We start from the raw sequence: 26,153 nt of genomic DNA on the forward strand, positions 1-26,153 counted from the left end.
GGAGCTCATGATTACAAACGAGAAAGAAGCTCCGGTGGGGATTCAGATTTTCGGGTCAGATCCGGAGATTCTGGGAGAAGTGGTGGAACGTTATATTAATATAACAGAACATGCTTTTCTTGATTTTAACGCAGGATGTCCGGCACCGAAAATCACCAAAAATGGTGAAGGATCGGCTTTGATGAAAACTCCGGAATTGTTTTTTCAGGTGGTCAGGGCTTTGGTTCAGGCATCGAACAAGCCCGTGATTGTAAAAACAAGGATTGGCTGGGATGAGGATTCCATTAATATTCGGGAGATTGCAGAAGGAGTTGAGGATGCCGGGGCAGCAGCCCTGACCATTCACGGAAGAACCCGGGAAGCCTATTATTCAGGAAAGGCCGATTGGTCCATTATCAAAGAGGTTAAAAAAAATGCCGGGATTCCAATTATTCTCAGTGGTGACATTGTCAGTGGCGAAGCGGCAAAAATAGCCCTGGAAACCACGGGCGTGGAGGGTCTCATGGTCGGGCGAGCGGCCATTGGCAATCCCTTTATTTTTCGGGAAATTGACCATTATTTAAAAACCGGTGAGATTCGGGAGAAACCCACCGCGGAGGAAAAAATTGAAACAGCCCTGGAGCATATTGAATTGTTATCACTGCTAAAAAACGAGGATGCCGGTCTTCGGGAAATGCGCAAGCATCTGGTATCCTACACTAAGGGCCTGAGACACTCCACAGTGCTGAGAAATGAGCTGTTTCGAGCATCAGATAAGGCCACGGTCATTCGCCTTTTAAAAGGGGTTTTAGAAGGCTGAACACAAAAAAAAGGAGCTTCTTAAAAAGCTCCTTTTTGATATTTCATAGGTAATTGCGAAATTTATAAATACAAACGTAAATTGCTTTGATGTCAGTTTTCATAAACAATTTTGTAACGTATAGGCGAACAGTTCAAAGAACTGTACGCCGTATAGTGGAAAAATTGTTTCATGTAAACTGACAGCGAAGCTCAAGTTGCTGTTGGCTATTTCACTAAAAGTTTTCGTATTAAGGTTCGGGCTTCACCGATCATATAAAGAGAGCCCACAAAAACGTTGACTTCTTCGGTTTTATTCAGATCAATGCTGCGTACGGCGGCATCCATGTCATCATAAAAATCAACTGATTTTTTGTATTCGTTATGGATAAGCGTTGCCATTTCTTCGGCCGGCAGGGCACGGTCACTGTTCGGGGTAAGGGTATGGATGGTGGCCGCTATGGGCACCAGATAAGACAATGATTCTTCAATGTCTTTATCCTCTAACATCCCAAAATAAAGATTGACTTTCTTTTGGGGAAAGTACTGATTCATGTTTTGAACAAAAGCCTGAATGCCATTGCTGTTATGGGCACCGTCAATGAGCACCACCGGGGATTCTAAAAATATTTCGAAACGTCCGGGGAAAACCACCTGGGATAACGCCTCTTCGATATGGGAAGTTTCAATGTGATAACCTTTGCGAATAAGGAGGCCAATGACTTCCAGGGCAGTGAGGCAATTCAGTGATTGATGATTGCCAAGGAGTTTTAAATGAAATTCCTTTAAGGGCAGGGTGGTTCCCAGGTATTTTAAGGTTTGAACCTTTGTATTGAAGTCCACAATGGAAATATCATCAGGATTAACCAGAATAACCGAGGCATTTTTGGACCTGGCAAAATCAAGGATGACTTTCATTGCTTCCGGTGCCTGGGGATAAACCACGACGTCAGAGCCTTCTTTAATGATGGAGGCCTTTTCAAAGGCGATTTCACCCAGGGTTGTCCCCAGATAATCGGTATGATCCATACTGATACTCATAATAACAACGGCCAGAGGAGCTTTAATAATATTGGTGGCATCAAGACGTCCTCCCAGGCCAACCTCGAGAACCACCAAATCAACCTTTTTTTCATAAAAATACTGGAGACCCACGGCGGTAACCATTTCAAACTCGGTGGGATGGGGTTCACCCTGTTTCATGAGTACTTCAATGTGTTCTTTCACAAAGACGGTGGCAGCCACAAGACCATCATCCTCAATCGGTTCACTATTGAGTTGGATACGCTCATTAAAAGCTTCTAAAAAAGGGGAGGTAAAAAGCCCGGTTTTATAACCGGCTGTTTTTAAAATTCCGGAAATCATGGCGGCGGTAGAACCTTTACCATTGGTGCCGGCAACGTGGATGAATTTTAGCTTGTCCTGGGGGTTACCCATCTCCTTGAGCAGGAGACTCATGCTTTCAAGTCCGAGTCTGGTGCCAAACTTATGAGTTGCTTCAATATAGGTAATAGCTTCGGATACATTCATGTTTAATCAGTCCTCCTGAATGGGACAACAGGAAAGACCTTTTTCTGTGATCATATAGTCAACGCTTTTGTCATGAGCTTCCATTGGAATTTTGTCAAAAATAAAATCCTCCCGGATCAGTGCGGCAGTAATGCAATCATCGTTAATGGTTTCCAGGAAGCGGTCATAATACCCTCCGCCGAAGCCCATGCGATGTCCGGCTTTGGTAAAGGCGCAACCGGGAACCATTACCAGATCAAGTTGTTTAGGGTCGACGATGCGCATGCAATCCTCCCGAACGGTAAGGATACCATAATGCCCTTCTTCCAGATCTCCAGGGAAATTGATGATTTCTGACAAGGTGATCGTATGATCTTCAAGATTGCAAATAGGTGCGACAACATGTTTCCCATCAGCCAGAGCCTGTTTTACAAAATCGTGGGTATTGATTTCTGTTCCAAAACTCACATAGACCATGATCCAGTCAGCGTTTTTGTAAAGGTCGCTTTCTAAAAAATTCTTTACAATTGCGGCATCGGTTTCAGCACAGTAGATTGCTTTGCGACGAGCCAGGGTTTCTTTTCGGAATGCACTTTTATCCATTTTTTTCTCCTCAAAATAAAGTTTATTTTTCAATAACAGTATAACACAAAGTGAGTTTAGGTTAAAATATATGAAGAGGAAATTTTATCAGTGCTTTTCCTTGAAAATTGAAAAAAGTTGGTTATACTGGTAGAAGAATGTTTAAAATGTTTCATTATAGAACCAATTGAAAAAGCAATCAGAAAAAAGGTGTAAAATTATGAAGAGATTATTAATCGCTTGTGAAACCATTCGTAATGAGGTAGAGCTGGCACTTAAGAACCGGGCTGTGGAAATAGAGACCATATGGATGGCAAATACCCTTCATGACTCCCCGGATCGATTGCGGGATGCTCTTCAGGCTGAAATTAATAAGTCGGAAGCGGCATATGATGAGATCCTTTTTGCCTATGGTAATTGTGGAAATGGACTTTTGGGTCTCAAGAGCGAAAAGGCAATTCTGGTTATTCCCAAATATGGGGATTGTATCGAGATTCTTTTAAGTGAAACAGATAATCTGGAGCGTATTCGAACCACCACTTATTTCTTAACCCAGGGGTGGCTAAACGGAGAAAAAACCCTGGATATAGAATATGAATATAATCTGAAAAAGTATGGCGAGCGTCGGGCTAAGATGATCATGAACATCATGTTTAAGCATTACAAAAATTTGATGCTCATTGATACCGGTGCTTTTAATGTTGAAGCGGCCCTGCCCCGGGTAAAAGACATTGGTGAGCTCATTGGATTGGATGTGGTTATCAGTCAAGGCAGTATTTCGCCACTTGAAAAACTCGTTTCAGGTCAATGGGACGAAAAATTTTGTGTCATTCCTCCCGGACACCCTACCGATTACGACGATTTCCTAGGAATATCCCTGAGTAAGCCTTAAAATTTGTTTAATGAAAAACATTACATAGTGATAATCACTATGATCGAAAGGAGCTATGATGAACCGTTTTCGTGATCCGATTAATGCTTTAACCCATCTCATTGGGGCAATTTTATCCTTGATTGGCATCTTTGCCATGCTCGTGCTGATTATTGCAGAAAATAATGTGACGCCTTTAACGCTTATTTCAGTTTTTGCCTTTGGGGGCGGACTGATTTGCCTGTACACATCGAGTTTTATTTACCACTCAAGTCTTGGTAATGAGGAAAAGGTTGTTCATTTAAAGAAAATGGACCATGCCATGATTTTTATTCTTATTGCCGGAACCTATACCCCGTTTTGTCTGATTGCTCTTTCAGGAACCTTTGGAATGGTCTTGATGGCTGCCATTTGGGGGATAGCTATCCTTGGAATCATCTTTAAAATGTTGTGGATTAATATGCCACGATGGTTGGGAACCGGATTATACATTTTTTTAGGGTGGTTTGCACTTTTCGCAGTGGTTCCACTGTATCGAGCCTTGCCTTTGCCAGGATTTATTCTTCTGGTTGCCGGCGGCGTAATGTATACCGTCGGTGGGGTTATTTATGCTATTAAAAAACCCAGTTTTTCCAAAGAATTCGGATTTCATGAGTTTTTTCACATTTTTGTGATTTTAGGATCTTTGTGTCACTATTGCTGTATTTTTTTCTATATTCTTTAATGAAAAGGTGATATTGAAAAAATAGTGGGATAAAAGTAAAATTTTTATTGTATTTTTTTCAAAAAACGTTAAAATATATATGTATGTCTATTGCATCACTGCAAAAAAAAAAACTCAATTTTTTGCGGTGATTTTTTATTTGAGTTTATTGAGAACAGGAAAAAGGAGTAACATTAGCTTATGCAAACAAAGTATGTATTTGTCACTGGTGGTGTGGTATCTTCCCTCGGGAAGGGTATTACCAGTGCTTCATTAGGTCGATTGCTTAAGGCACGAGGTCTTAAAGTATCCATTCAAAAATTTGATCCCTACCTGAATATTGATCCGGGAACCATGAGTCCCTACCAGCACGGAGAGGTTTTTGTTACCGACGATGGTGCTGAAACTGATTTGGATTTAGGGCATTATGAACGTTTTACAGACGAAAATCTGTCAAAGTTCAGCAATGTAACCACGGGTAAGGTATACTGGAACGTTATTACAAAAGAACGTCGCGGGGATTATCTTGGCGGAACGGTTCAGGTTATTCCACATATCACCGATGAAATTAAGGATGGCATCCTTCGGGTGTCTGAATACAGTCACCCGGATGTGGTCATTACCGAAATTGGCGGTACCGTTGGTGATATTGAAAGCCTGCCCTTTCTGGAAGCCATTCGTCAATTTCATGGAGATCTGGGACAGGAAAACGTCTTATACATTCACGTGACCCTGTTACCCTACCTGGGAAAAGCCGGGGAGCTAAAAACAAAACCAACCCAGCATTCGGTTAAAGAATTACGAAGCATTGGGATTCAGCCTGATATTATTGTGCTCAGATCGGAACATGAAGTGGAGGACAGCTTAAAGGCTAAAATTTCTCTTTTCTGTAACGTCGATAAAAATGCAGTGGTCGTCAATCTGGATGCTTCAGAGCTTTATGAAGTGCCTTTAATGCTTGAAAAAGAAGGTCTGGCGCGATTGGTTTGTGATAAATTAAAAATCGACTGTGGCCAACCGGACCTGACGGATTGGAAAGACCTGGTAAAAAAAGCAAAAAGTCTTGAAAATAAAATCACCGTTGGTTTAGTCGGAAAATATGTTGAACTCCATGATGCTTATTTATCCGTTGCCGAAGCATTACGACACGCCGGCATTGACAATAATTCCGAGGTGGTGATTAAGTGGATTCACTCCGAGGATATCAATGAAGAAAATGTCCATCGGATTCTAAAAGATCTGGATGGGATCATTGTTCCCGGTGGTTTTGGCCACCGCGGCGTGGAAGGTAAAATTCATGCCATCCAATTTGCCCGGGAAAATAAAATTCCCTTTTTAGGACTTTGTCTGGGACTGCAACTGGCAGTTGTTGAATTTGCGAGAAATGTGGCCGGATTGGACGGTGCCCATAGCATTGAGCTTGATCCGGAAACCCCATACCCGGTGATTAACCTGATGGAAGAACAAAAGAAAATCAGTGATATGGGCGGAACCATGCGATTAGGCCTGTACCCCTGTGAACTGGCTGAAGGCACTAAAGCCTTTGAAGCCTATGGACAAAAGGAAATCAGTGAACGTCATCGCCATCGTTATGAAGTGAATGATGAGTACATTCAAATTCTTGGCGAAAAAGGCTTGATTTTCTCCGGAATGTCTCCGGATCGGGTACTGGTTGAAATGATTGAGCTTCCAGACCATCCCTGGTTTGTTGCAACACAAGCACATCCTGAATTTAAATCACGTCCAAATAAACCCCATCCACTCTTTCTGAGCTTTGTAAAAGCAGCATTATCCGGAAGAGATATTTAGATTAAAAAAGTCGAGATCCTAGATCTTGACTTTTTTAATGTCGAAAAACACAACATCTATGCCTGTGGATAACTGTGGATAACTTTCAAACACCCATAAATTATCTCAAAAATTGTGGAGAACATAGGTTTTATCTGTGGATAGTGTGGATAAACATGTTAAAATTACGTCAAACCCATGAATAGAGCCAAAGGTTCTCTTAAGAAATTAACAACGCCCTGTTTATAAACAATGAATTTTTAACCACAGCCTGTGGAAAAGAAAAAGGTGATTGCAAGGAACTTTCAATGGGGATATAATGAGAGTCATCAATCATGAATGATTGAGAATTAAAGATAAAAGGTGAATTGAATGCATAAATATGGTTTTGTTCGAACGGCTTGTGCCGTTCCAAAAATAAAATTGGCAGATTGCCAGAATAACGTGGAAGAAATGATTGGTTTAGCTGAAAAAGCCGTGGCTCAGGGAGTTGAAGTTCTGCTTTTTCCTGAACTTGGCATTACCGGCTATACCTGCGGCGATTTATTTTTCCAACGGGAGCTTCAAAAAAATGCCCTGAAAGCATTGGAACAATTACTTGAATGGTCAGTTGGTAAAAAAATACTCATGGTTGCCGGAACGCCACTGGCTGTCGGGGGAAGTCTGTACAATTGCGGAGTGGTTCTTAATGCCGGAAAAATTTTGGGAATCGTTCCAAAAACCTTTATTCCAAACAACCAGGAATTTTATGAAAAGCGCTGGTTTGCCTCTTCAAAATCTCTTTACCAGTCGGAAATCACGCTTTTCGGACAGTGTGTGCCGATTGGAACTGATTTGCTTTTCCAAAACAGCCATATGGCAGATTTTGTGGTGGCCATCGAAATCTGCGAAGATTTATGGGCACCTATTCCACTGGGAAGCTATCATGCATTGGCAGGGGCTACCGTTATTTTAAACCCTTCCGCCAGCAATGATATCGTGGGTAAGAGTGATTATCGTCGTGACCTGATCCGTTCGCAATCCGGGCGATGCAATGCGGGTTATCTCTATGCCTCAGCAGGTTTTGGGGAATCCACCACGGATTTAGTTTTTGGCGGACACGCTCTGATTTGTGATCGGGGAGTCCTGTTGAAAGAATTGCCGAAATACAACCTTGGAAATGAAATACTGGTGGCAGACATTGACATTGAAGCGTTGGTTCACGACCGGCAAATGCAGCACTCATTTTCAGATTCGGCAGACCTCATCAAAGATAAAACCTATCGCAGTATTATTTTTGACAGCCAGGACTGCCAGGAGTTTCAAAGAGATATCAATCCCTTTCCGTTTGTTCCAGGGGATCCCAATCGTCGCAGTGAACGCTGTGAAGAGATTTTTAATATCCAAACCATGGCCCTGGCCACACGGTTGAGACATATCGGGGATGCCCCGATGGTGGTAGGAATTTCCGGAGGCCTGGATTCTACCATGGCATTACTGGTTTGCGTGAATGTCTGTGATCGGTTTGATATTCCCCGGGAAAAAATTCATGCGGTAACCATGCCCGGGTTTGGAACCACCGACCGGACCTATGATAATGCGGTGGCCCTTATTAAAGGGTTTGGGGTAACCTTTCACGAGATTTCCATCGTGGATGCCTGCACGGCCCATTTCATTGAGATCGACCATCCCATTGAGGTCCATGATGTGATTTATGAAAATGTCCAGGCCCGGGAACGAACCGAGATACTCATGAATCTTGCCAACAAGTATGGTGGGATTGTCGTTGGCACCGGGGATCTTTCGGAAATGGGTCTGGGATGGGCCACTTATAATGGGGATCATATGTCCATGTACAGCATAAACGCCAGTATCCCAAAAACCCTCATACGTTATCTGGTAGAGTGGGTGGCGGATCATTTAGAAGTAGAAGAAGTGATAAAAGAAATATTATATGATGTATTGGACACGCCGGTTTCACCGGAGCTTTTACCGCCGGATGAAAAAGGGAAAATACAGCAAAAAACCGAAGAGGTCGTTGGGCCCTATGAACTGCATGACTTTTTTATCTTTCATATGGTGCGCTATGCCTTTGGTCCTGAGAAAATATATATTTTAGCCACAAATGCTTTTAAAGGTGTTTATGAAAAACCAGTAATCCTCAAATGGCTGAGAAAATTTTACAGTCGTTTTTTCAGTCAGCAGTTTAAACGTTCCTGTGTACCGGATGGTCCAAAGGTCGGGTCGGTTTCCTTTTCCCCTCGGGGAGACTGGCGGATGCCTTCGGATGCCCATGCCACCCAATGGTTAAAAGCCCTTGATAATATCGAGCTGTAGAAGGGTGCAAAAAAGATAAAAAAAGGGCAGCACCATTAAATGGCGCTGCCTTTCAGATTGCTGATAAACTTCCGTACCGACTAATTGTTAATCAGTTGTCGGTACGGATTTCTCACTTTGATTTTGTCAGCAACAATCAATGAATCATCCGATTCAATTTTTGTTGGAATAGTGCTGAACAAGAACTTCCTGCTTAAAGTTAATGAAATCCAAGATTTCTTTTTTAGATTCTTCACTTGCCAGGGCATAACCGAAAAGACCCATAAGGTCCTTCATTTCCAAAGGCTTGGTCAGTTGTTCTGAAGGATCTTGACATCCTTCCAATTTAAGCTTGGCATCGTTTAAAGATGTTGGATTATTGGTACGACAAAGAAGATAATCAACTGATACATTGAAATAATCAGCAATTTCCATCAGTAATTGATTCTCGGGAAGGTTTTTATCCTTCTCATATTTGGAAATTGAACTCTTATTTAAGTCAAAATGTTCAGCAAAATCCTGTTGTGTCATATCCCTGTTAATCCGCAGACGTTTTAATCGTGTTCCAAAAGTTGACATTCGTTTACCTCCGTTTTAAATAATTCTAAAGTTGAATTCAACCCGATGATGAGACTAACTTTTAATGGTAGTATACACTATTTAATCATAATGTTACCAGAAATTTTACAAATAAATGCCAAACCAGCAATAATATTGATAAAAACAGCAATGGGAGGCATGGTTTCTTAATTATAATTAAAAAAGAATAAGCATGCAACTTGTGTTTTACCATTAACTAGTCTATAATTAGATGTTATATATTCGAGAAAGGATACTAAATGAAATTTACAGAACTAAAGATTAATGAAAAATTGTTACAAGGCATCCAGGAGATGGGCTTTGAAGAAATGACCGAAATCCAAGAGCAAGCAATTCCACAACTAATGGGGGGAGGAGACCTTATTGGTAAATCCCAAACAGGAACAGGGAAAACCGTGGCATTCGCCATTCCAGCCATTGAAAAGCTTGATCCTACCATAAAGAAAGTACAAGTTTTAGTACTTTGCCCAACCCGAGAGTTGGCAGTTCAGGTCTCAGATGAATTTAAAAAGGTACTAAAGTATGATAGAAGCATTAAGGTTCTTCCAATATTCGGGGGAGCTTCCATCGAAGGACAAATAAGAGAACTAAAATCAGGCGTACACATTGTGGTGGGAACCCCGGGACGTGTGATGGATCATATGCGCCGTAAAACATTAAAACTCAGCGAAGTTTCAATGGTTATTTTAGATGAAGCGGATGAAATGTTAAACATGGGCTTTCGTGAGGATATTGAATTAATCCTTGATGAAATTGAACATGAGATCCAAACTGTATTGTTTTCAGCCACCATGCCGAAAGCGATTATGAAAATTGCGGAAACCTACCAGAAAAACCCGGTATTCGTTGAAATTTCCCCTAAAAATATGGTTGCACCAGGAATTGAACAAAAATACTTCAATATCAGTGATCACCATAAATTTGAGGCATTAACCCGATTACTGGATGTTTACAAACCAACCCGATCCCTTATTTTTTGTAATACTAAGAAATACGTGGATGAAATTACCGATGACTTGAAAAAACTGGGATATTCTGTGGATAAAATTCATGGTGATATGCGTCAGATTTCACGTATGGCAGTACTGAAACAGTTCAGCCGTGGACAGCTCAGTATTCTGGTTGCCACCGATGTTGCAGCCCGAGGCATTGATGTCGATGATATCGATATTGTTTTTAATTATGATGTGCCTGACAATGAAGAATATTATGTGCATCGTATCGGTCGAACCGGACGGGCAGGAAAAACTGGTATGTCACTGACTCTGGCAAGATCACGTGATCAATTCAAATTAAGAAAAATCACGGATTACACCAAAAAAAGCATTGAACGCGGTTTGATTCCAACCAGTGATGTTATTAACGATATTAAAGTTGCCCATTTTCACGAACGATTTAAAATTCGTGCAGAAAAAGGAAGTTTAGCCTGTTATGCTGAAATTGTTGAGGAATTAAAGACAAAAGGACATACAGCTGAAGAAATTGCTGCAGTTTTACTTCAGGCCCAATTACCTTTATCAGAAGCAGCCGATTTAAATACGGTGGAACGTCGTCCCAGACGAACGGATTCAGGTCCTCGAAGAGATGGTCGTGATAGCCGAGACAGTGGTCGTGGTCGTCGTGACAGCCGAGATGGCGGCAGCCGAGAAGGTACTCGTGGAAGACGTCCGGGTCCGGAAAAAACACAGCGACTCTTTATCAGCGTTGGGGAAAAAGACAATGCTCAAAAACGTGATATTCTTGGAGCCATTTGCGGCGAATGTGGGATTCCATCTTCAACCGTAGGAAACATCGATATGTACGATAAATTTACTTTTGTGGACATTGATGAAGATTTCGCAAAAAAAGTAGAAAAAAAATTAAATGGAAAAACCATTAAAGACCATAAGGTCAAGGTTGAAATTTCTAAAAAGAAATAGCAAATAATTAAATAAAGTTATCCAGGAGGTGCCATGAGCGAATCGGAAAAAACTCTATTAGTAAAAGAAAACAAAATGGGGGTTGTGCCAATTCCCAGGCTCCTCTTTGCTATGTCACTACCTGCTATTATTTCCATGCTTATTCAGTCCATGTACAATGTGGTGGATAGTATTTTCGTGGCTCAAATAGGGGAAGAAGCACTAACCGCGGTTTCCCTGGCTTTTCCCATACAAATACTCATTATTTCATGTTTTGTCGGAATGGGCGTTGGGATCAATTCGGCCATTGCCAGGCGTTTGGGTGAAGATAAAAAAGAAGCAGCGGCAAATGTTGCGGAGCATGGATTTATTATTGCCGTGATTCTCTCGGTGATTCTGGCTATTTTCGGAATTCTTATTTCCGAGAAATTCATCAGTCTTTTTACCGACAACCCGCTTATTATTACCCAGGGAAAAGATTATCTTTTGATTGTCACCGTTTTCTGTTTTGGCAGCATTATTACCCAGGCCGCTTTTGCTACCCTTCAGGGCAGCGGTGAGATGATCAAACCGATGATCGGTCAAATCATTGGTGCGGTATGCAATATTATTCTTAATCCGATATTGATTTTCGGCTTGCTGGGATTCCCGGCTTTAGGCATAAGAGGGTCGGCTGTTGCAACAGTAACCGGACAAATTATTGGCATGGTTTATATGCTGATTGTTGTTTTCAAGGGTAAAAAGAATTTACTGAAACTCAACTACAAAATTTTTCACTTTGAAAGGTCCATCTTTAAGGATATTATTGTGGTCGGTTTACCGGCCGCCATTATGCAGGGCCTGGGCTCAGTTTTGATCACCGGCTATAACCTTATTGTGGCAACCTTCGGGATGTCGGCTGTGGCTGTTTTTGGGGTCTATTTTAAGATTCAATCCTTTATTTTTATGCCGATTTTTGGTTTGGGTCAGGGAGCAATGCCGATTTTCGGCTATAATTTTGGAGCTAAAAACGAAGCACGCTTTAAACAGACGCTTAAGGTTGCGGTGAGTATGGCTTTAGTCATTATGAGTATTGGAACCATTCTGTTTTGGGTATTCCCGGAACAGATCCTCATGCCTTTTAACGCTTCAGATGAAATGCTGGCCATTGGTATTCATTGCTTTAGAAGTATCAGCATTGCTTTTCCTCTTGCCGGAATATCCATTATGATCAGCGTAAGTTTTCAGGCGATTGGAAAGGCTTATGTCAGCATGATTGCTTCCTTTATTAGACAAATGATTGTTCTCCTACCGAGTTCCTATATACTGGCAGCCATTGGCGGCCTTGATTTAGTCTGGTATGGATTTATTATTTCCGAAATAGTTTGTCTTTCCTATGAACTGTTTATGTATCGACGGTTTAAGAATCAAATTTTCGATTCCTGGGAACCGCATCCGGCGGCTTTATAAGTGAAATACAAAAGATCCAATTAAAAGAAATTTTCTCTTTTAACTGGATCTTTTTTTAATGCAAATTTTAATGGCGTTTTTTCACGAACAATAATCGTTCTTGAAATTCAGGGCTTTAACTGATTAATAATGGCAATGCTTTTTACCATTAAATCTTCCAGGCGCTGAGGTTCACCGCTGAGGTGTAAATACCCCAGTAAGGCTTCAAAGCCGGTGGCATAACAATAATCCGCGGCACTGGCATTCTTGGGAACCTGGGAGTGTACGTTCCGGCCCCGTTTAACAATGCGAAGTTCATCTTCAGTCAGCTCAGGAATGAGAGCATGGATGATCTGGGCCTGGGCACTGGCTCTGACATAGGAGATTGAGGCTTTGGTCATCAGATTAACATTCTGCTGACCACAACCAATCAGGTATTTCCTTACTGTATCTGAGAAAATACCATCGCCGATATAAGCCAGAGCCAGTGGGTTCATGGCTTTTGCCTGGGTTTGGGCAAACTTTTTTTCCAGGGCTTCATTAATTAATTTAAGGTCGGTCAGACTCTCTTCCATTTAACACCTTCCCGTGTATCTTCGATAATAATCCCTTTGGCAAGCAGTTCATCCCGGATTTCATCCGATTTTTTGAAATCCTTTTCTTTTCTGGCGGCTTGACGTTTTGCTATCAAATCTTCAATTTCAGATTCGAGATTTGTTTCTTTTTCTTTAACAGCCAGTCCCAAAACGCCAGTGAGTTCCCCAAAAAGTTTTTGGCCTGCAATAATAGCCTCTTTTGAAGAGGTCGGGGTAAGATGAGAGTTAAGGTCCCGGACTAATTCAAAAATACTGGCAATGGCATCGGCGGTGTTAATGTCATCGTCCATGGCCTTGATAAATGCAGTTTTATACGCATCCAGAGAGGAAATCCAGGTTTGTTCTGCTTTTGTTGCTGCATCCGTGGTGGCATTATCCAAAAGAAATGCCATCTGGTATTTGGCGGTGTAAAAACGGTCCAGGGCAGTTGAAGCCTGCTGTAAGAGTTCCTCACTGAAATTTACCGGGCTGCGATAATGCGCCATCAGTAAAAACATCCGAACCACTTCAAGATCAAAGCTTTTGGCAATATCTCTCACCGTAAAAAAGTTGCCCTTGGATTTTGACATCTTTTCATTGTTAATATTAATATAGCCGTTATGCAGCCAGTAATTGGCAAAGGGTTTGCCGCAGGAACCTTCGGATTGGGCAATTTCATTTTCGTGGTGTGGGAAAATAAGGTCCTGCCCGCCACCATGAATATCAATGGTTTCTCCTAAATGTTTTTTTGACATCGCGGAACATTCAATGTGCCAGCCGGGACGGCCCTGTCCCCAAGGGCTTTCCCAGAACGGCTCACCAGCCTTTTTCTTTTTCCAGAGAGCAAAGTCCAAAGGACTTTGCTTTTCATCGTTAACATCAACCCGGGCCCCAGACTTTAAATCCTCAATGGACTGTTTTGAAAGCTTCCCGTAATCAGGGAAATTGTCCACATGATAATAAACATTACCGTTAACGTTATAGGCCAGGCCTTTTTCCTCAAGGATTTTAATCATGTCGATGATTTCCGTCATATGTTCACTAACCTTGGGATGAGCGCTGGCACGCTCAATCCCAAGGGCGTCAGCATCAATAAAATACTCCTTAATGTATTTTTCCGATAGCTCCTGAGGGGTAATTCCCTCATCACGACTGCGATTGATAATTTTATCATCCACATCGGTAAAGTTTTGGATAAAGGTAACCTGGTAGCCAGAGTATTCTAAATATCGGCGGAGCACATCAAAAACAATAAAGGGACGGGCATTGCCAATATGGAAATAGTTATAAACGGTTGGGCCGCAAGAGTACATGCGTACCTTGCCGCTTTCAATGGGGATAAAGGTTTCTTTTTGTTGGGTTATGGTATTATAAAATTTCATATATTTGAACCTTTCAATTTATTTATTAATCTGAATATGTTATGATAATATATTATACACTATAGATAAGAATAAGTGTCAATGGATAAAATCTTTTTAGAAAGAAAATTTCTGTAATTTTCAGGAAATTGATGAGGATAATCAATGGAAGAAAGCATAAAAAGACAGGTGCTGGCCCAGGCAATATTGGCTCTTGAAACCGAAGAAGAATGCGATATGCTCCTGGAAGATATCTGTACCATTAAAGAAATTGAGGATATGGCACATCGTTTTGAAATTGCCTTTTTGTTATCCCAGGGAAAAACCTTCATTGATGTCGAAAAAATCACAGGGGCCAGTTCTGCCACCATTAGCCGGGTGAACCGTTGCCTGAAATATGGAAAGGGCTATCGTCATATTATTGAAAAAATGAAAAACAAAAACGCATAAGAATAATCGAAAGTAAAAGTTAAAAATAAAAGGGGTCGAGAGCAGTGACAAAAACGGTTAAGAAGTCAAGAAAATTGGACAATGTTTGTTATGATATTAGGGGACCGGTGGTTGATGAGGCCAATCGTATGGAAAAACAGGGTATTGATATTATTATGCTCAATACCGGTAATACAGCACCCTTTAATTTAAATGCTCCGGATGAAATTATACAGGACATTAAATACAACATTAAAAGTTCAGAAGGATATTGTAACTCCCAGGGCATATTCTCTGCAAGAAAGGCTGTTGTTCAGCATTATCAGACCAAAGGATTAATGGATCTGAAAGTAGAGGATGTGTTTTTAGGAAATGGGGTCAGTGAGCTGATTATTTTCTGTATGCAAGCCCTTTTAAACAACGGCGATGAAATTTTAGTGCCAACCCCGGACTATCCATTATGGTCGGCAGCGGTGAATCTATCAGGAGGAACCGCGGTTTACTATGTTTGTGATGAAAAATCCAACTGGTATCCGGATCTGGAGGATATGAAAAGCAAAATCAATTCAAATACCAAAGGCATTGTTGTTATCAATCCAAATAATCCAACCGGGGCCCTTTATCCCAGAGAAATTCTGGAAGGTATTGTTAAATTGGCGGTTGAAAACAATCTGATTATTTACGCCGATGAAATTTACGACCGGATTCTTTATGATGAGGCAGTCCATACACCCATGGCAACCCTGACCGATGAGGTACTGGTTGTAACCCTAAATGGTTTGTCAAAATCCCATCGGATTCCCGGATTCAGAGTGGGTTGGATGATTTTAACGGGCAATAAAGAGGCCGCAAGGGATTATATCGAAGGTATAAAGATACTGTCAAATATGCGGATGTGTTCCAATGTTCCCGGACAGCACGCCATCCAGACATCGCTGGGAGGTTACCAGAGTATCAATGATTTACTTAAGCCCGGAGGACGTTTGTACGAACAACGAAAAATTGTTGTTGATCGGGTCAATCGGATTCCAGGATTATCCTGTACCATGCCCGAAGCCGCTTTTTATGTTTTCCCTAAAATAGATATTAAACGGTTTAATATTACCAGTGATGTTCAATTTGCTTTGGATTTCTTAAAAGAAGAGCATGTACTCATGGTTCAGGGATCCGGGTTTAACATGAAACAGCAGGATCATTTCAGAATAGTATTTCTGCCGCACCCGGCAGAGTTAACCGAAACCATGGACCGTTTGGAACGGTTTATGAGTACTTATTATCAGAAATAATAAATAAAGAATAAGAATAGAACGGAAAGAAAAATGAAAAAACGATTATTGAGAGACACTAAGAAGGGTATTATTGCCGGAGTTTGTGTGGGTTTAGGTGAGTACTTTAACATTTCCCCCTGGATATTCAGAGTATTGTTTATTTTGCCGGTGCTTCCTTTTATATTCAACTTCATAAGCGGAGTTGTGAGCATCGTTCTTTATGTTGCTCTGGCGCTGCTTATTCCAAGCAGGAAGCTGATTGATGAAAGAGAAGTTGTTGAGGTGGATTATGAAATTATCGATGACGATATGAATTCCGAAGATACCGAAAACCCCGAAATTACGAAAGAAGCTGAAGATGCAAAAGAAGCTGAAGATATTGAAGATGTTGAAGATATTGAAGATGTTGAAGATATCGAAGAGGTCGAAGAATTTAGTGGTCAACCCAAAGAAAAGAGCCAGCGTTAATGTTTTCTGTTGTCATGAAAACAAAATCCAGTCAGGAAACCTTTGACCTTGCAATAAGAGTAGGCGCAGTTCTTGACTTTCCTCTGGTTGTATTTTTGCATGGGGAAATGGGAATGGGTAAAACCGTTTTCTCAAAAGGGTTTGTGAAAGGATTGGGGATTGATGATGAAGTCACAAGCCCCACCTATACCATTGTGAACGAATATGGAAACCCTCCAAAGGTTTTTCACTTTGATCTGTATCGTCTTTTCGATAGCAATGAGCTTTATGAAATGGGCTTTGAGGATTATCTCAATCAGGGAGCAACCCTGCTTTTAGAATGGCCGGATCTGGCAACTGACTATGCCCTTGAGCCAAAGCTTGATATTACGTTAATATCCGATTTAAATACTCCGGATGAAAGAGAAATTATTCTAGAAACAACCCATCCCGAAATAATGCGAGTCTTAAAAAAAATCTAAGGTGGTAAGATCATGGAAAGACAGTTTACCAGTGTGATTATCCCGGCAGCGGGACAGGGACGTCGCATGAACTCAACAATTAATAAGCAATATTTAACATTAAATGAGAAACCTATTTTAGCTTATACCCTGGATGTCTTTGAGAAATGTTCCATGATCAATGAAATTGTCCTTGTGATTAACAAGGACGAGTTTAAAATTTGTGAGCATCAGGTATTAAAACCCTATCATTATACCAAGGTTCAATTGGTTGAAGGCGGAGACACCCGGCAGCAGTCCGTTTATGCCGGACTAAAAGCCGTAAATTCTAAAGCAGACATTGTCATGGTCCATGATGGCGCACGACCGATTATCCAGGAATCCGTCATTATCAAGAGTATTTACGAAACCATGGAGCATCAGGCTACGGTTGTCGGTGTGCCGGCAAAGAATACCATTAAGGTCATTAATGCCAGCGGCTTCGTGGAGTATACTCCCAACCGGGATTACCTCATCGAAATTCAAACCCCTCAGACTTTCGAACATCAGCTCCTGAGAAGAGCCCATGAAAATGCCATAGAAGAAGGTGTTGAAGGAACCGATGATGCCTTTTTAGTGGAGAGACTCCGTTGTCCGGTTAAGATTGTCATCGGACAGTATACAAATATAAAAATTACCACACCGGAAGATTTGATAATTGCAGAATCCATCATTAAACGTTATGAAAAAAAACGATAAATGGGCCAGGAAAAATTAATAGATTATTAAAGAAATGAAAGAATGACACGGAAATAGTGGATTAGCGCATTGTTTTTCCCGGCATTCTTTCTTTATGATTGAAAAAAAGATATAATGAGAGAAGTGTAAACCATCCTTGATATCTTTATGAAAATGTGGAGGAAACGATGATTGAATTATCAGAAGGAATATTATTAAGAATGTATTATAAAATGAACCAGGCCCGTTTTTTTGAAGAAAAAGTGGCGGATCTTATGCCCGGGGGACTTGTTCATGGGACAGCACCTCTGTCCATGGGACAGGAAGCGATTGATGTGGTTTCCTGTTTGGCATTGGAAAAAGGGGATTTGGTGTCGTTGACCCACCGCGGTCATTCCCAGGCCATTGGTTTTGGCTTGGATGTCAATTTAATGATGGCTGAACTCCTGGGAAAAGCCACCGGCTATTGTAAAGGAAAAGGCGGATCCATGCACATTGCCGATGTAAAAAACGGCAATATTGGTGCCAACGGCGTGTTTGGCGGTGGCTTTAACCTTTCCTGCGGAGCGGCACTGACCCAAAAGTATAAAAAAACCGGAAAAGTGGTACTGTGCTTTGCCGGAGATGAGGCAGCCAACGAGGGAAGTTTTCATGAATCATTAAATTTAGCCTCTATATGGAAGCTGCCCATTGTTTTTTTAATTGAAAATAACCTTAATGGATTGACAACACCTGTTTCAAAGCATATGAATATCAAAAATATTTCAGACCGAAGCACAAGCTATGATATTCCCGGTATTACCATTGATGGGAGCGATCCTCTTGAAGTTTATAATACGCTGTTAAAAGCATTGCGTTATGCCAGAGCCGGTAAGGGACCGGTGCTGTTAGAAGCAAAAACCTACCGTTACAATGGGCACTCAAAAAGTGGCGCCCAGGATAATAGCCCTGAGGAAGAGGTTGAGGAATGGCGGAAAAAAGATCCCGTCCTCAAACTGAAAAATTATTTGAAAGACAATCAGGTGTTTACCGATAAACAGATTCAGACCATCGAAGATGAAGCCGGGAATTCCATTGAAAATGCTTTGGAATTTGCCATGGCCAGTCCTGAACCGGAAGTAACAGCCGTTTTAGACGATGTATACGCATGTGAGGTGGGAGAATGAATAATAATGAATTAAAGAAAATGACCTACCGGGAAGCGATACGATTAGGAATGACTGAAGAAATGCGCCGGGATGACAACGTCATTTTTATGGGGGGGGATATTGGCCCCAGGGTTGGTGCTTTTTGTCTGTCGGCTGAAATGATTGATGAATTTGGGGAAGAACGGATTTTGGATACCCCTATTTCCGAAGCCGCTATGGTCGGAACAGCCGTTGGCGCGGCCGCCACCGGCCTGCGCCCTATTTGTGAAATAATGTTCATGGATTTTGTAACCTTTGCCATGGATGCTCTGGTCAATCAGGGAGCCAAGATGCGATACATGTTTGGAGGACAAACCCAGGTTCCCATGGTTTTGCGTTTACCGGCAGGATCAGGCACCGGGGCAGGGGCCCAGCACAGCCAGAGCCTTGAAGCCTGGCTTTGTCATGTGCCCGGGTTAAAGGTCGTAACGCCATCAACTCCGGCCCAGGCCAAGGGCTTAATAAAGGCGGCAATAAGGGATAATAATCCGGTCTGTTTTATTGAACACAGGCTTTTATATAAAATTGAGGATGATGTGCCATTAGATGAGGACTTTATGGTGGAAATCGGAAAAACGTTCATCGAACGCCCCGGGAAAGATATAACAATTGTTACCTATGGTACCCTTTTACCAAAGGCCATGGAAGCGGCAGTTTTATTAGCAGCAGAAGGCATCGATGTGGAAATTCTTAATCCGGTGACATTATATCCCATGGATATGAAACCCGTTGTGGAATCAGTTATTAAAACCGGTCGGGTGATTGTTGCTCATGAAGCTTCAAAAACCGGTGGTGTTGGCGGTGAAATTGTGGCACGTATTGCAGAGAGCGAAGCCTTTGATTATCTCAATGCACCCATTATCCGATTAGCCGGGCTGGATATACCCATCCCCTATAATAGAAAACTTGAGGCCGCAGTGGTACCTCAGACGAAGGATTTTATTCGTGCGGTATACTGTTTGCTCGATTGCGAATAGGGAGTAAAAAGAAATTATGGCGAAAGAAATAATATTACCGGAATTAGAGTGGGAAGCATTAGAGGAAGAAAATCCGAATGCCGAAAAAATTCAATCGACAGAAGACCTTGGTTTAAGACGCGAAACCGATCAGGGCATTGGGAAGGTCAGAGCGACACCGGCAGCCAGGCGGTTGGCAAAAGAACATCATATTATCATCGAAAATATTGTTGGCACCGGTCCTAATGGACGTATTCAGATTGAAAATGTGGAGGCTGTATTGGCAGCCCAGCCATTGCCTTCTGAAGAACCGGAGCCAGTGGTAATCAGCTCCCAGTTAGAAGAAATTTTCGGACATCCGGAAAACTTTTCGGGTGGCCGTAAAGAAAAAGAAAAGTTAACACAACGGGTTCCGGGGCTGGCAAAATTCATGTCAATCGTCGATGATTTTGATCTGAAACCAAGATTGGATACCCGCGAACCTGATGGACGTGTGGTTCCCGGGGAACTGAGTTCAATCAAGCGGTTTCAGGAAAATGATGACGATTTTACCGGGGACTATGGTGAATATGTCAGAGTCCTTCCCAAACGTGAGGAAGTAATACCTGAGATGGATACGATAGAAGAAAGCGTTCCCCTGAACAGAAATGAAATTCTGATAAGCACGTCTGAAACCATAGAAAAAACTGAGATGCTTAACAAAACCAGCCTTTCAGAAAAACAAAAAATCATTGCCGGCTCAATGGTTAAAAGCAATTTAGAAAATGTTGTGATTACCCTGACAATAGAAATTGATATGACCGAGGTAAAAAATCTCAGAAAAAAAGTTGCAAAGAAAATTGAAGATCAGAATAGATGCCGTTGCACCTTTACTGATTTTCTGATAATGGCAGTTTCAAGATCATTAATCAAATATCCTGAAATTAACAGCAGTCTCATCGATGGTGAGATCATAAAACACCCTGATGTTCATATGGGATTAGCAGTGGACACGGATGATGGTCTGATTGTACCAGTCATAAAGAACACTCATGAAATGAGCTTTGCCGAGATCGTTAAAAATCGGGCGGAAACATTAAAATCAGTCAAGAACAAATACTTTAAACCAGAAGATCTTAAGGGCAGTACCTTTACCGTTACCAATCTGGGAATGGCTGGTATTCTTGAGTTTACCGCAATTATCAACCCGCCAAACAGCGCTATACTCAGTGTCGGTACAGTCGTTCACCGGATGCGGCTCTATGAGGGAGAACCGATGATGCGGTCGGTAATGAAGATCAGCTTGAACCTCGATCATCGTGCAGCCGATGGCCTGACAGGGGCAAAATTTTTACAGGATGTGAAAGCGGATATGGAAAACCCATCGTTGCTGCTCCTTTAAAAAAGCTGAAAAAGCTTGAATTGAAGAAAAGATAACGTTACCAATAAAAAATCATTGTCACCTCTAAGGAAAATATGTTAGACTTAAATTAAGAATAAGATTACATAATACAAAGGAAGCAGATAAAAAGCAACCGCCGATTATCTGTTTTTTTGTATCCGAACAAAGCCAAGAATTGAAAGGAGATACAAAGTTTGAAGAAAATATTAAAGGAAGGCATCACCTTTGATGATGTGCTATTGATCCCAGGAAGGTCAGAAGTTTTACCGGGAGATGTAAAAACCATAACCCGATTAACCAAAAACATTTCTTTGAATATCCCGATAATGAGTGCGGGAATGGATACAGTTACCGAAGGACGTTTAGCCATTGCCATGGCAAGAGAAGGCGGCATTGGTATTATTCATAAAAATATGACCATTAAAAAACAGGCAGCCGAAATCGATATGGTGAAACGCTCAGAAAATGGTGTCATTGTCGATCCCTTTTTCTTATCGCCGGAACATCGTATTGGCGATGCCCTTGAACTGATGTCCCGCTATCGAATTTCAGGAGTACCGATAACAGAAAACGGCAAGCTGGTAGGGATTATAACCAATCGTGACCTGCGTTTTGAAAGCGACCCTGAAAAAAAGATCAAGGATGCCATGACCAAAGAAAACCTTGTGACAGCAGAAGAGGGAACAACCCTTGAAAAGGCCGAGTCTATTCTAAAACAGCATAAAATCGAAAAGCTTCCGATTGTTGATGGGGATAACTACCTTAAGGGACTGATTACCATTAAGGATATTGAAAAAAGGATTAAATATCCCAACGCCGCCAAAGACGGCCGCGGTCGTCTGATTGTTGGCGGTGCGGTGGGGATTACCAGTAACACCATGGAACGGGTGGATGCTCTGATAAAAGCCCAGGCTGATGTGATTGTAGTGGATACTGCTCATGGACACTCCATTGGTGTTGTGAAAACGGTAAAAACCATTAAAGAAAAATATCCGGATGTTCAGCTGATTATTGGAAATATTGCCACCGGCAGCGCCGCCAGGGATTTAATTGAAGCCGGTGCAGATGCCCTTAAAGTGGGAATCGGACCAGGGTCCATCTGTACCACCCGTGTGGTTGCAGGAATTGGTGTGCCTCAGATAACTGCCATTATGGATGTGGTTGAGGTTGCCGGTGAATATGATATTCCGGTTATTGCCGATGGCGGAATCAAGTACTCCGGTGATGTCGTAAAAGCCATTGGCGCCGGAGCCGACGTTGTCATGATCGGCAGCCTTTTTGCAGGCACCGACGAAAGTCCCGGCGAAACCATTATTTACCAGGGACGAAGTTTTAAAACCTATCGCGGTATGGGTTCGCTGGGCGCCATGAAAGATGGCAGCTCTGACCGTTATTTCCAGGAAGGCCAGAAAAAGCTGGTTCCTGAAGGGGTTGAAGGAAAAGTTCCTTATAAAGGTCCCCTGGCTGATACTGTGTATCAATTGGTTGGAGGATTACGCTCCGGTATGGGTTATTGCGGAACAGCAACCATTAAAGCATTACGGGAAGACTCACAATTTATTAAGATTACCAGTGCGGGACTGATCGAAAGTCATCCTCACGATATTTCAATAACTAAAGAATCACCTAACTATAATAGTGCACAGTTCTAAGGGAGAATCGATGATAAAAAAGAATTATGAAAATGAATTGATCCTTATTGTAGATTTCGGAGCGCAATACAATCAGCTTATTGCAAGACGTGTTCGAGAAGCCCGGGTTTACTCAGAAGTGGTTCCTTATGATATTACCCTGGATGAAATCCGAAAGAAAAATCCAAAAGGTATTATTTTCACAGGAGGCCCTTCCAGTGTACACGAACCCGGCGCACCCCAATGCGACCCCGGAATTTATGATATGGGCATTCCGATATTAGGAATCTGTTACGGTGCCCAGTTAATGGCAGAACAATTAAAGGGCAGTACAGAATTGGCAGCGATTGGTGAATATGGAAAAAAAGCCTTAACATTCAAAGAAACCAGTGTTCTCTTTAAAAATATAGCTGATGGCTCGACCTGTTGGATGAGTCATACGAACTATATTAATCAGATCCCGGAAGGCTTTACCATTTCAGCCATTACGGAAACCTGTCCCACCGGGGCCATCGAATGTCATGAACGCAAACTTTACGCTGTTCAATTTCATCCTGAGGTGGAACATACCCAATACGGAAAAGAGATTATCAATAATTTTCTTTACGATGTCTGCGGTTGTGTCGGTCTCTGGACCATGGAAAACTTTGCAGATGAACAAATTGCAGCCATTAAAGAACAGGTTGGCGATCGACGGGTTCTCTGTGCTTTAAGCGGCGGAGTGGACTCCTCCGTTGCCGCAACCTTAGTCTATAAAGCCATTGGCGATAAACTCACCTGTATTTTTGTGGATCATGGTCTGCTGCGAAAAGACGAAGGTGATCAAGTCGAAGCGATTTTTAAAAATCGTTTCAAGATGAATTTCATCCGGGTCAACTGCGCCGAACGTTTCCTTAACAAACTGGCAGGCGTCAGTGATCCCGAAGAAAAACGTAAAATCATCGGTACCGAGTTTATTCGGGTGTTTGAAGAAGAATCCGGTAAACTCAACGATATTCATTTTCTGCTCCAGGGGACTATTTATCCCGATGTCATTGAAAGCGGAACTAAAAACGCAGCAGTGATTAAAAGTCATCACAATGTTGGTGGCCTTCCTGATGATGTGGACTTTGAGCTTATTGAGCCACTGAGAAGCCTCTTTAAGGATGAAGTTCGGGCTGTAGGCGAAGAAATCGGTCTTGACCATGATTTAGTATGGCGTCAGCCCTTTCCCGGGCCAGGCCTTGCCATACGTGTCATGGGCGATGTTACCAGAGAAAAGCTGGAAATATTACGTGAAGCGGATTACGTTTTCCGGGATGAAATTTCAAAAGCCGGTTTGGATGAAGAAATATGGCAGTACTTTGCGGTGCTTCCAGGCAACCGCAGTGTTGGGGTTATGGGGGATGAACGTACCTATGACTACACCATTGGCCTGAGAGCTGTTACCTCGGTTGACGGTATGACCTCGGATTGGGCACGGATCCCCTTTGATGTGCTGGAAAGCATCTCAACCCGAATTGTTAACGAGGTAAAACACGTGAGTCGGATCGTTTATGACATCACAAGCAAGCCACCTTCTACAATCGAGTGGGAATAAAAAAAATACAACAAAACACTTTTCTAACCAGATAGCAATGGTTAGAAAAGTGTTTATTTTTTTTGTGAATTAGGGAAATGAATAATTTATCAATTTCCGAAATGGGAAAGAAAATTGTATTTAAGGGTGGGATGTCGTTGACAAAGTGTTATGCAGATTTGAGAAGATTTTCTGAAGATATTGATATCGCACTCTTGGCAGAAGGCCTCCTGAAAGGTTGCATTTTCGATGGTTGACGTTGCCTGATCGCCAATGGTGTAGGTCGTATCAGAAAGACCGGCGGCCGCCATTGCATCATGAATCATGAATCATCTTGTTATCTTTATTGTATCCGGAAAATATAATATAATCGTTATAACCTTTTTTAAACAGACGAATGCCTTCATCGATTACGAAGCGAGTCTTCTTCTCCGCTGGTCACGACGATCGCATCAGATTGATTTATGTACAGATGAAACAAAAAATGACAGATGAATGACAGCTGGATATAGCGGCAAATCCTGTTTTTAGGGAAATAAAATAGAAATAGATTTGAATTTATCGAGCTAATCGAAATAAAACCTTAAAAAAGATTTTTATTTCGATAAAACAAAATAAAATTACAAATGGGGAAAATGACATGATTTTTCAAACCAGTAAATTTTTTTTTCGGACTCGATGGCATTAAAATATTCCTCTGGCATTTTCTCATAAGTCAAGTTAAATAAATTAAGAAACAGTCCTTACGAGTGTGCTTTTTATTAAATAGTTACATCGTATTGTTATTCAGGCTTAAATATTATTGTATTATTATGAAAAGGGTATATAATTAGATTAATAATTTTAATAGAGAGGAGATATGAATGGATTCAATTGATATTCAAATTCTTAAACTATTGCAGGAAAATGCCAGGACTACCGCATCGGAAATTGCCAGTAGGGTGAACTTGTCGGTTCCAGCAATCAGTGAACGTTTGAAAAAATTAGATTCTTCCGGGATTATTCAAAAATACACCATTATTTTGTGTGCCAGGAAGTTAAAAAAAAATCTTGTTGCCAATATGTTTGTTTCTCTTAAACATCCCAATTATATCGAAGGTTTCGTGACATTGGTACAGAAGGAGAATGAAATTATTGAATGTTCTTATCTGGCTGGAGACTATGATTATTTAATTAAAATTATTACAGAAGATATGGAAAGCCTGGAAAAGATCCTAAACCGAATTAAAACAGTTCCCGGCGTACAAAAGACGAAAATTATTGTAACCTTATCCACTATAAAAAACACTTACTCCATTACACCCTGAAAGATTCTTAGCTTTAAAATCAATTTTATTAGCCATAATTACCCCCTGTTCACTGCTTTCACTACAATCTTTTACCGTATTCGGGCTAAAAAAAAGCAACTCCCTTCAAAATAGAAGAGAATCGCTTTATTGTTTTTGGCAATGTACTACTTAAGTTAATGACATTGCCTCTAAGGGTTCCTGAGATTGTAGACAACGAAGTGAATAAAACTTTTTCGAGTTAGTTTTTTTATTTTCAGCCAGGCATTTGTAACCCATATAGCGTTCCAGTGCTTCTTCTTTTGCTCTGGCATAAAGGGTTTCAGAAACTTCCGGAAATGTCAGTTTCAAGGAAGTATAACGAACTTCCGAGTCTAAAAATTGGGAAAATTTATCAATATCCGGTTCATCTGAATCTAAAATGAATGGGTTTTCACCTTCTTCT

General features: G+C 41.4%; 25 protein-coding genes. 19 read left to right on the forward strand and 6 right to left on the reverse strand.

What is annotated here, in order from left to right; all coding sequences use genetic code 11:
• The coding region (locus VIK44_RS06220) for a tRNA dihydrouridine synthase (RefSeq protein WP_331552984.1) at nt 1-799 on the forward strand (799 nt) is incomplete at its 5' end.
• A 206-nt stretch (nt 800-1,005) separates the two neighbouring features.
• Here the strand turns inward: VIK44_RS06220 and VIK44_RS06225 are convergent.
• Both VIK44_RS06225 and VIK44_RS06230 read right to left on the reverse strand, forming a co-directional pair.
• The gene (locus VIK44_RS06225) at nt 1,006-2,307 is read right to left on the reverse strand and encodes a folylpolyglutamate synthase/dihydrofolate synthase family protein (RefSeq protein WP_331552985.1); all 1,302 of its coding nucleotides are present in this window, start codon (nt 2,305-2,307) and stop codon (nt 1,006-1,008) included.
• 6 nt (nt 2,308-2,313) lie between these two features.
• On the reverse strand, nt 2,314-2,889 hold the full coding sequence (locus tag VIK44_RS06230) for a 5-formyltetrahydrofolate cyclo-ligase (RefSeq protein WP_331552986.1): 576 nt from the start codon (nt 2,887-2,889) through the stop codon (nt 2,314-2,316).
• Between the two features lie 199 nt (nt 2,890-3,088).
• On the opposite strand from VIK44_RS06230, the gene VIK44_RS06235 reads away from it, so the two are divergent.
• The 4 genes from VIK44_RS06235 to VIK44_RS06250 all read left to right on the forward strand — a co-directional run bounded on the left by VIK44_RS06235 (nt 3,089) and on the right by VIK44_RS06250 (nt 8,546).
• Nucleotides 3,089-3,760: a DUF1638 domain-containing protein gene (locus VIK44_RS06235; protein WP_331552987.1), complete on the forward strand. Its 672-nt coding sequence runs from the start codon at nt 3,089-3,091 to the stop codon at nt 3,758-3,760.
• A 55-nt stretch (nt 3,761-3,815) separates the two neighbouring features.
• Complete coding sequence (trhA, locus tag VIK44_RS06240; protein WP_331552988.1) at nt 3,816-4,463, forward strand: PAQR family membrane homeostasis protein TrhA; 648 nt, start codon at nt 3,816-3,818, stop codon at nt 4,461-4,463.
• Between the two features lie 180 nt (nt 4,464-4,643).
• Nucleotides 4,644-6,251, forward strand: coding sequence for a CTP synthase (locus VIK44_RS06245; RefSeq protein ID WP_331552989.1), 1,608 nt, complete (start codon nt 4,644-4,646; stop codon nt 6,249-6,251).
• Nucleotides 6,252-6,602: 351 nt separating this feature from the next.
• Nucleotides 6,603-8,546, forward strand: coding sequence for an NAD(+) synthase (locus tag VIK44_RS06250; protein ID WP_331552990.1), 1,944 nt, complete (start codon nt 6,603-6,605; stop codon nt 8,544-8,546).
• Between the two features lie 153 nt (nt 8,547-8,699).
• Here VIK44_RS06250 and VIK44_RS06255 read toward each other — a convergent pair whose 3' ends face one another.
• Nucleotides 8,700-9,104 (reverse strand): helix-turn-helix transcriptional regulator, encoded by a 405-nt coding sequence (locus VIK44_RS06255; protein WP_331552991.1) that lies wholly within the window; start codon nt 9,102-9,104, stop codon nt 8,700-8,702.
• A 260-nt stretch (nt 9,105-9,364) separates the two neighbouring features.
• Between VIK44_RS06255 and VIK44_RS06260 the strand changes: the two genes are divergently transcribed.
• Entirely contained in the window at nt 9,365-11,044 is a 1,680-nt protein-coding gene (locus VIK44_RS06260) for a DEAD/DEAH box helicase (protein WP_331552992.1), read from the forward strand.
• Nucleotides 11,045-11,077: 33 nt separating this feature from the next.
• Nucleotides 11,078-12,472 (forward strand): MATE family efflux transporter, encoded by a 1,395-nt coding sequence (locus VIK44_RS06265; RefSeq protein WP_331552993.1) that lies wholly within the window; start codon nt 11,078-11,080, stop codon nt 12,470-12,472.
• Between the two features lie 107 nt (nt 12,473-12,579).
• On the opposite strand, the gene VIK44_RS06270 is transcribed toward VIK44_RS06265, so the two are convergent.
• Together VIK44_RS06270 and cysS are read right to left on the reverse strand one after the other, a co-directional pair.
• Complete coding sequence (locus tag VIK44_RS06270) at nt 12,580-13,026, reverse strand: Mini-ribonuclease 3 (RefSeq protein ID WP_331552994.1); 447 nt, start codon at nt 13,024-13,026, stop codon at nt 12,580-12,582.
• Entirely contained in the window at nt 13,011-14,408 is a 1,398-nt protein-coding gene (gene cysS, locus VIK44_RS06275) for a cysteine--tRNA ligase (RefSeq protein WP_331552995.1), read from the reverse strand. Before cysS ends, VIK44_RS06270 begins: the two co-directional genes overlap by 16 nt.
• Nucleotides 14,409-14,552: 144 nt before the next feature.
• On the opposite strand from cysS, the gene VIK44_RS06280 reads away from it, so the two are divergent.
• The 12 genes from VIK44_RS06280 (at nt 14,553) to VIK44_RS06335 (ending at nt 25,729) form a co-directional block, all read left to right on the forward strand.
• The gene (locus tag VIK44_RS06280; RefSeq protein WP_331552996.1) at nt 14,553-14,837 is read left to right on the forward strand and encodes a YerC/YecD family TrpR-related protein; all 285 of its coding nucleotides are present in this window, start codon (nt 14,553-14,555) and stop codon (nt 14,835-14,837) included.
• Nucleotides 14,838-14,881: 44 nt separating this feature from the next.
• Nucleotides 14,882-16,102 (forward strand): pyridoxal phosphate-dependent aminotransferase, encoded by a 1,221-nt coding sequence (locus VIK44_RS06285; protein ID WP_331552997.1) that lies wholly within the window; start codon nt 14,882-14,884, stop codon nt 16,100-16,102.
• A 33-nt stretch (nt 16,103-16,135) separates the two neighbouring features.
• A complete protein-coding gene (locus VIK44_RS06290) occupies nt 16,136-16,552 on the forward strand; it encodes a PspC domain-containing protein (RefSeq protein ID WP_331552998.1) in 417 nt (138 codons plus the stop codon).
• Nucleotides 16,552-17,013 carry a tRNA (adenosine(37)-N6)-threonylcarbamoyltransferase complex ATPase subunit type 1 TsaE gene (gene tsaE, locus VIK44_RS06295; RefSeq protein ID WP_331552999.1) on the forward strand — a complete coding sequence of 154 codons (462 nt, stop codon included), beginning with the start codon at nt 16,552-16,554 and terminating at the stop codon, nt 17,011-17,013. Before VIK44_RS06290 ends, tsaE begins: the two co-directional genes overlap by 1 nt.
• 12 nt (nt 17,014-17,025) lie before the next feature.
• Complete coding sequence (ispD, locus tag VIK44_RS06300; RefSeq protein ID WP_331553000.1) at nt 17,026-17,730, forward strand: 2-C-methyl-D-erythritol 4-phosphate cytidylyltransferase; 705 nt, start codon at nt 17,026-17,028, stop codon at nt 17,728-17,730.
• A gap of 167 nt (nt 17,731-17,897) precedes the next feature.
• Entirely contained in the window at nt 17,898-18,875 is a 978-nt protein-coding gene (locus VIK44_RS06305) for a thiamine pyrophosphate-dependent dehydrogenase E1 component subunit alpha (RefSeq protein WP_331553001.1), read from the forward strand.
• A complete protein-coding gene (locus VIK44_RS06310) occupies nt 18,872-19,873 on the forward strand; it encodes an alpha-ketoacid dehydrogenase subunit beta (RefSeq protein ID WP_331553002.1) in 1,002 nt (333 codons plus the stop codon). The genes VIK44_RS06305 and VIK44_RS06310 overlap by 4 nt, the downstream gene beginning before the upstream one ends.
• A 16-nt stretch (nt 19,874-19,889) precedes the next feature.
• Nucleotides 19,890-21,233: a dihydrolipoamide acetyltransferase family protein gene (locus VIK44_RS06315; RefSeq protein ID WP_331553003.1), complete on the forward strand. Its 1,344-nt coding sequence runs from the start codon at nt 19,890-19,892 to the stop codon at nt 21,231-21,233.
• Between the two features lie 194 nt (nt 21,234-21,427).
• The gene (gene guaB, locus VIK44_RS06320; protein WP_331553004.1) at nt 21,428-22,885 is read left to right on the forward strand and encodes an IMP dehydrogenase; all 1,458 of its coding nucleotides are present in this window, start codon (nt 21,428-21,430) and stop codon (nt 22,883-22,885) included.
• A gap of 10 nt (nt 22,886-22,895) precedes the next feature.
• Nucleotides 22,896-24,443: a glutamine-hydrolyzing GMP synthase gene (gene guaA, locus VIK44_RS06325; protein ID WP_331553005.1), complete on the forward strand. Its 1,548-nt coding sequence runs from the start codon at nt 22,896-22,898 to the stop codon at nt 24,441-24,443.
• 131 nt (nt 24,444-24,574) lie between these two features.
• Nucleotides 24,575-24,679, forward strand: coding sequence for a hypothetical protein (locus tag VIK44_RS14230; protein WP_331553008.1), 105 nt, complete (start codon nt 24,575-24,577; stop codon nt 24,677-24,679).
• Nucleotides 24,680-25,285: 606 nt separating this feature from the next.
• The gene (locus VIK44_RS06335) at nt 25,286-25,729 is read left to right on the forward strand and encodes an Lrp/AsnC family transcriptional regulator (protein WP_331553006.1); all 444 of its coding nucleotides are present in this window, start codon (nt 25,286-25,288) and stop codon (nt 25,727-25,729) included.
• A gap of 150 nt (nt 25,730-25,879) precedes the next feature.
• Here VIK44_RS06335 and VIK44_RS06340 read toward each other — a convergent pair.
• A partial coding sequence (locus VIK44_RS06340) for a hypothetical protein (protein WP_331553007.1) occupies nt 25,880-26,153 on the reverse strand: 274 nt, incomplete at its 5' end.

It is taken from the genome of Acetobacterium sp. (genome assembly GCF_036508315.1).
Lineage (GTDB): Bacteria > Bacillota > Clostridia > Eubacteriales > Eubacteriaceae > Acetobacterium.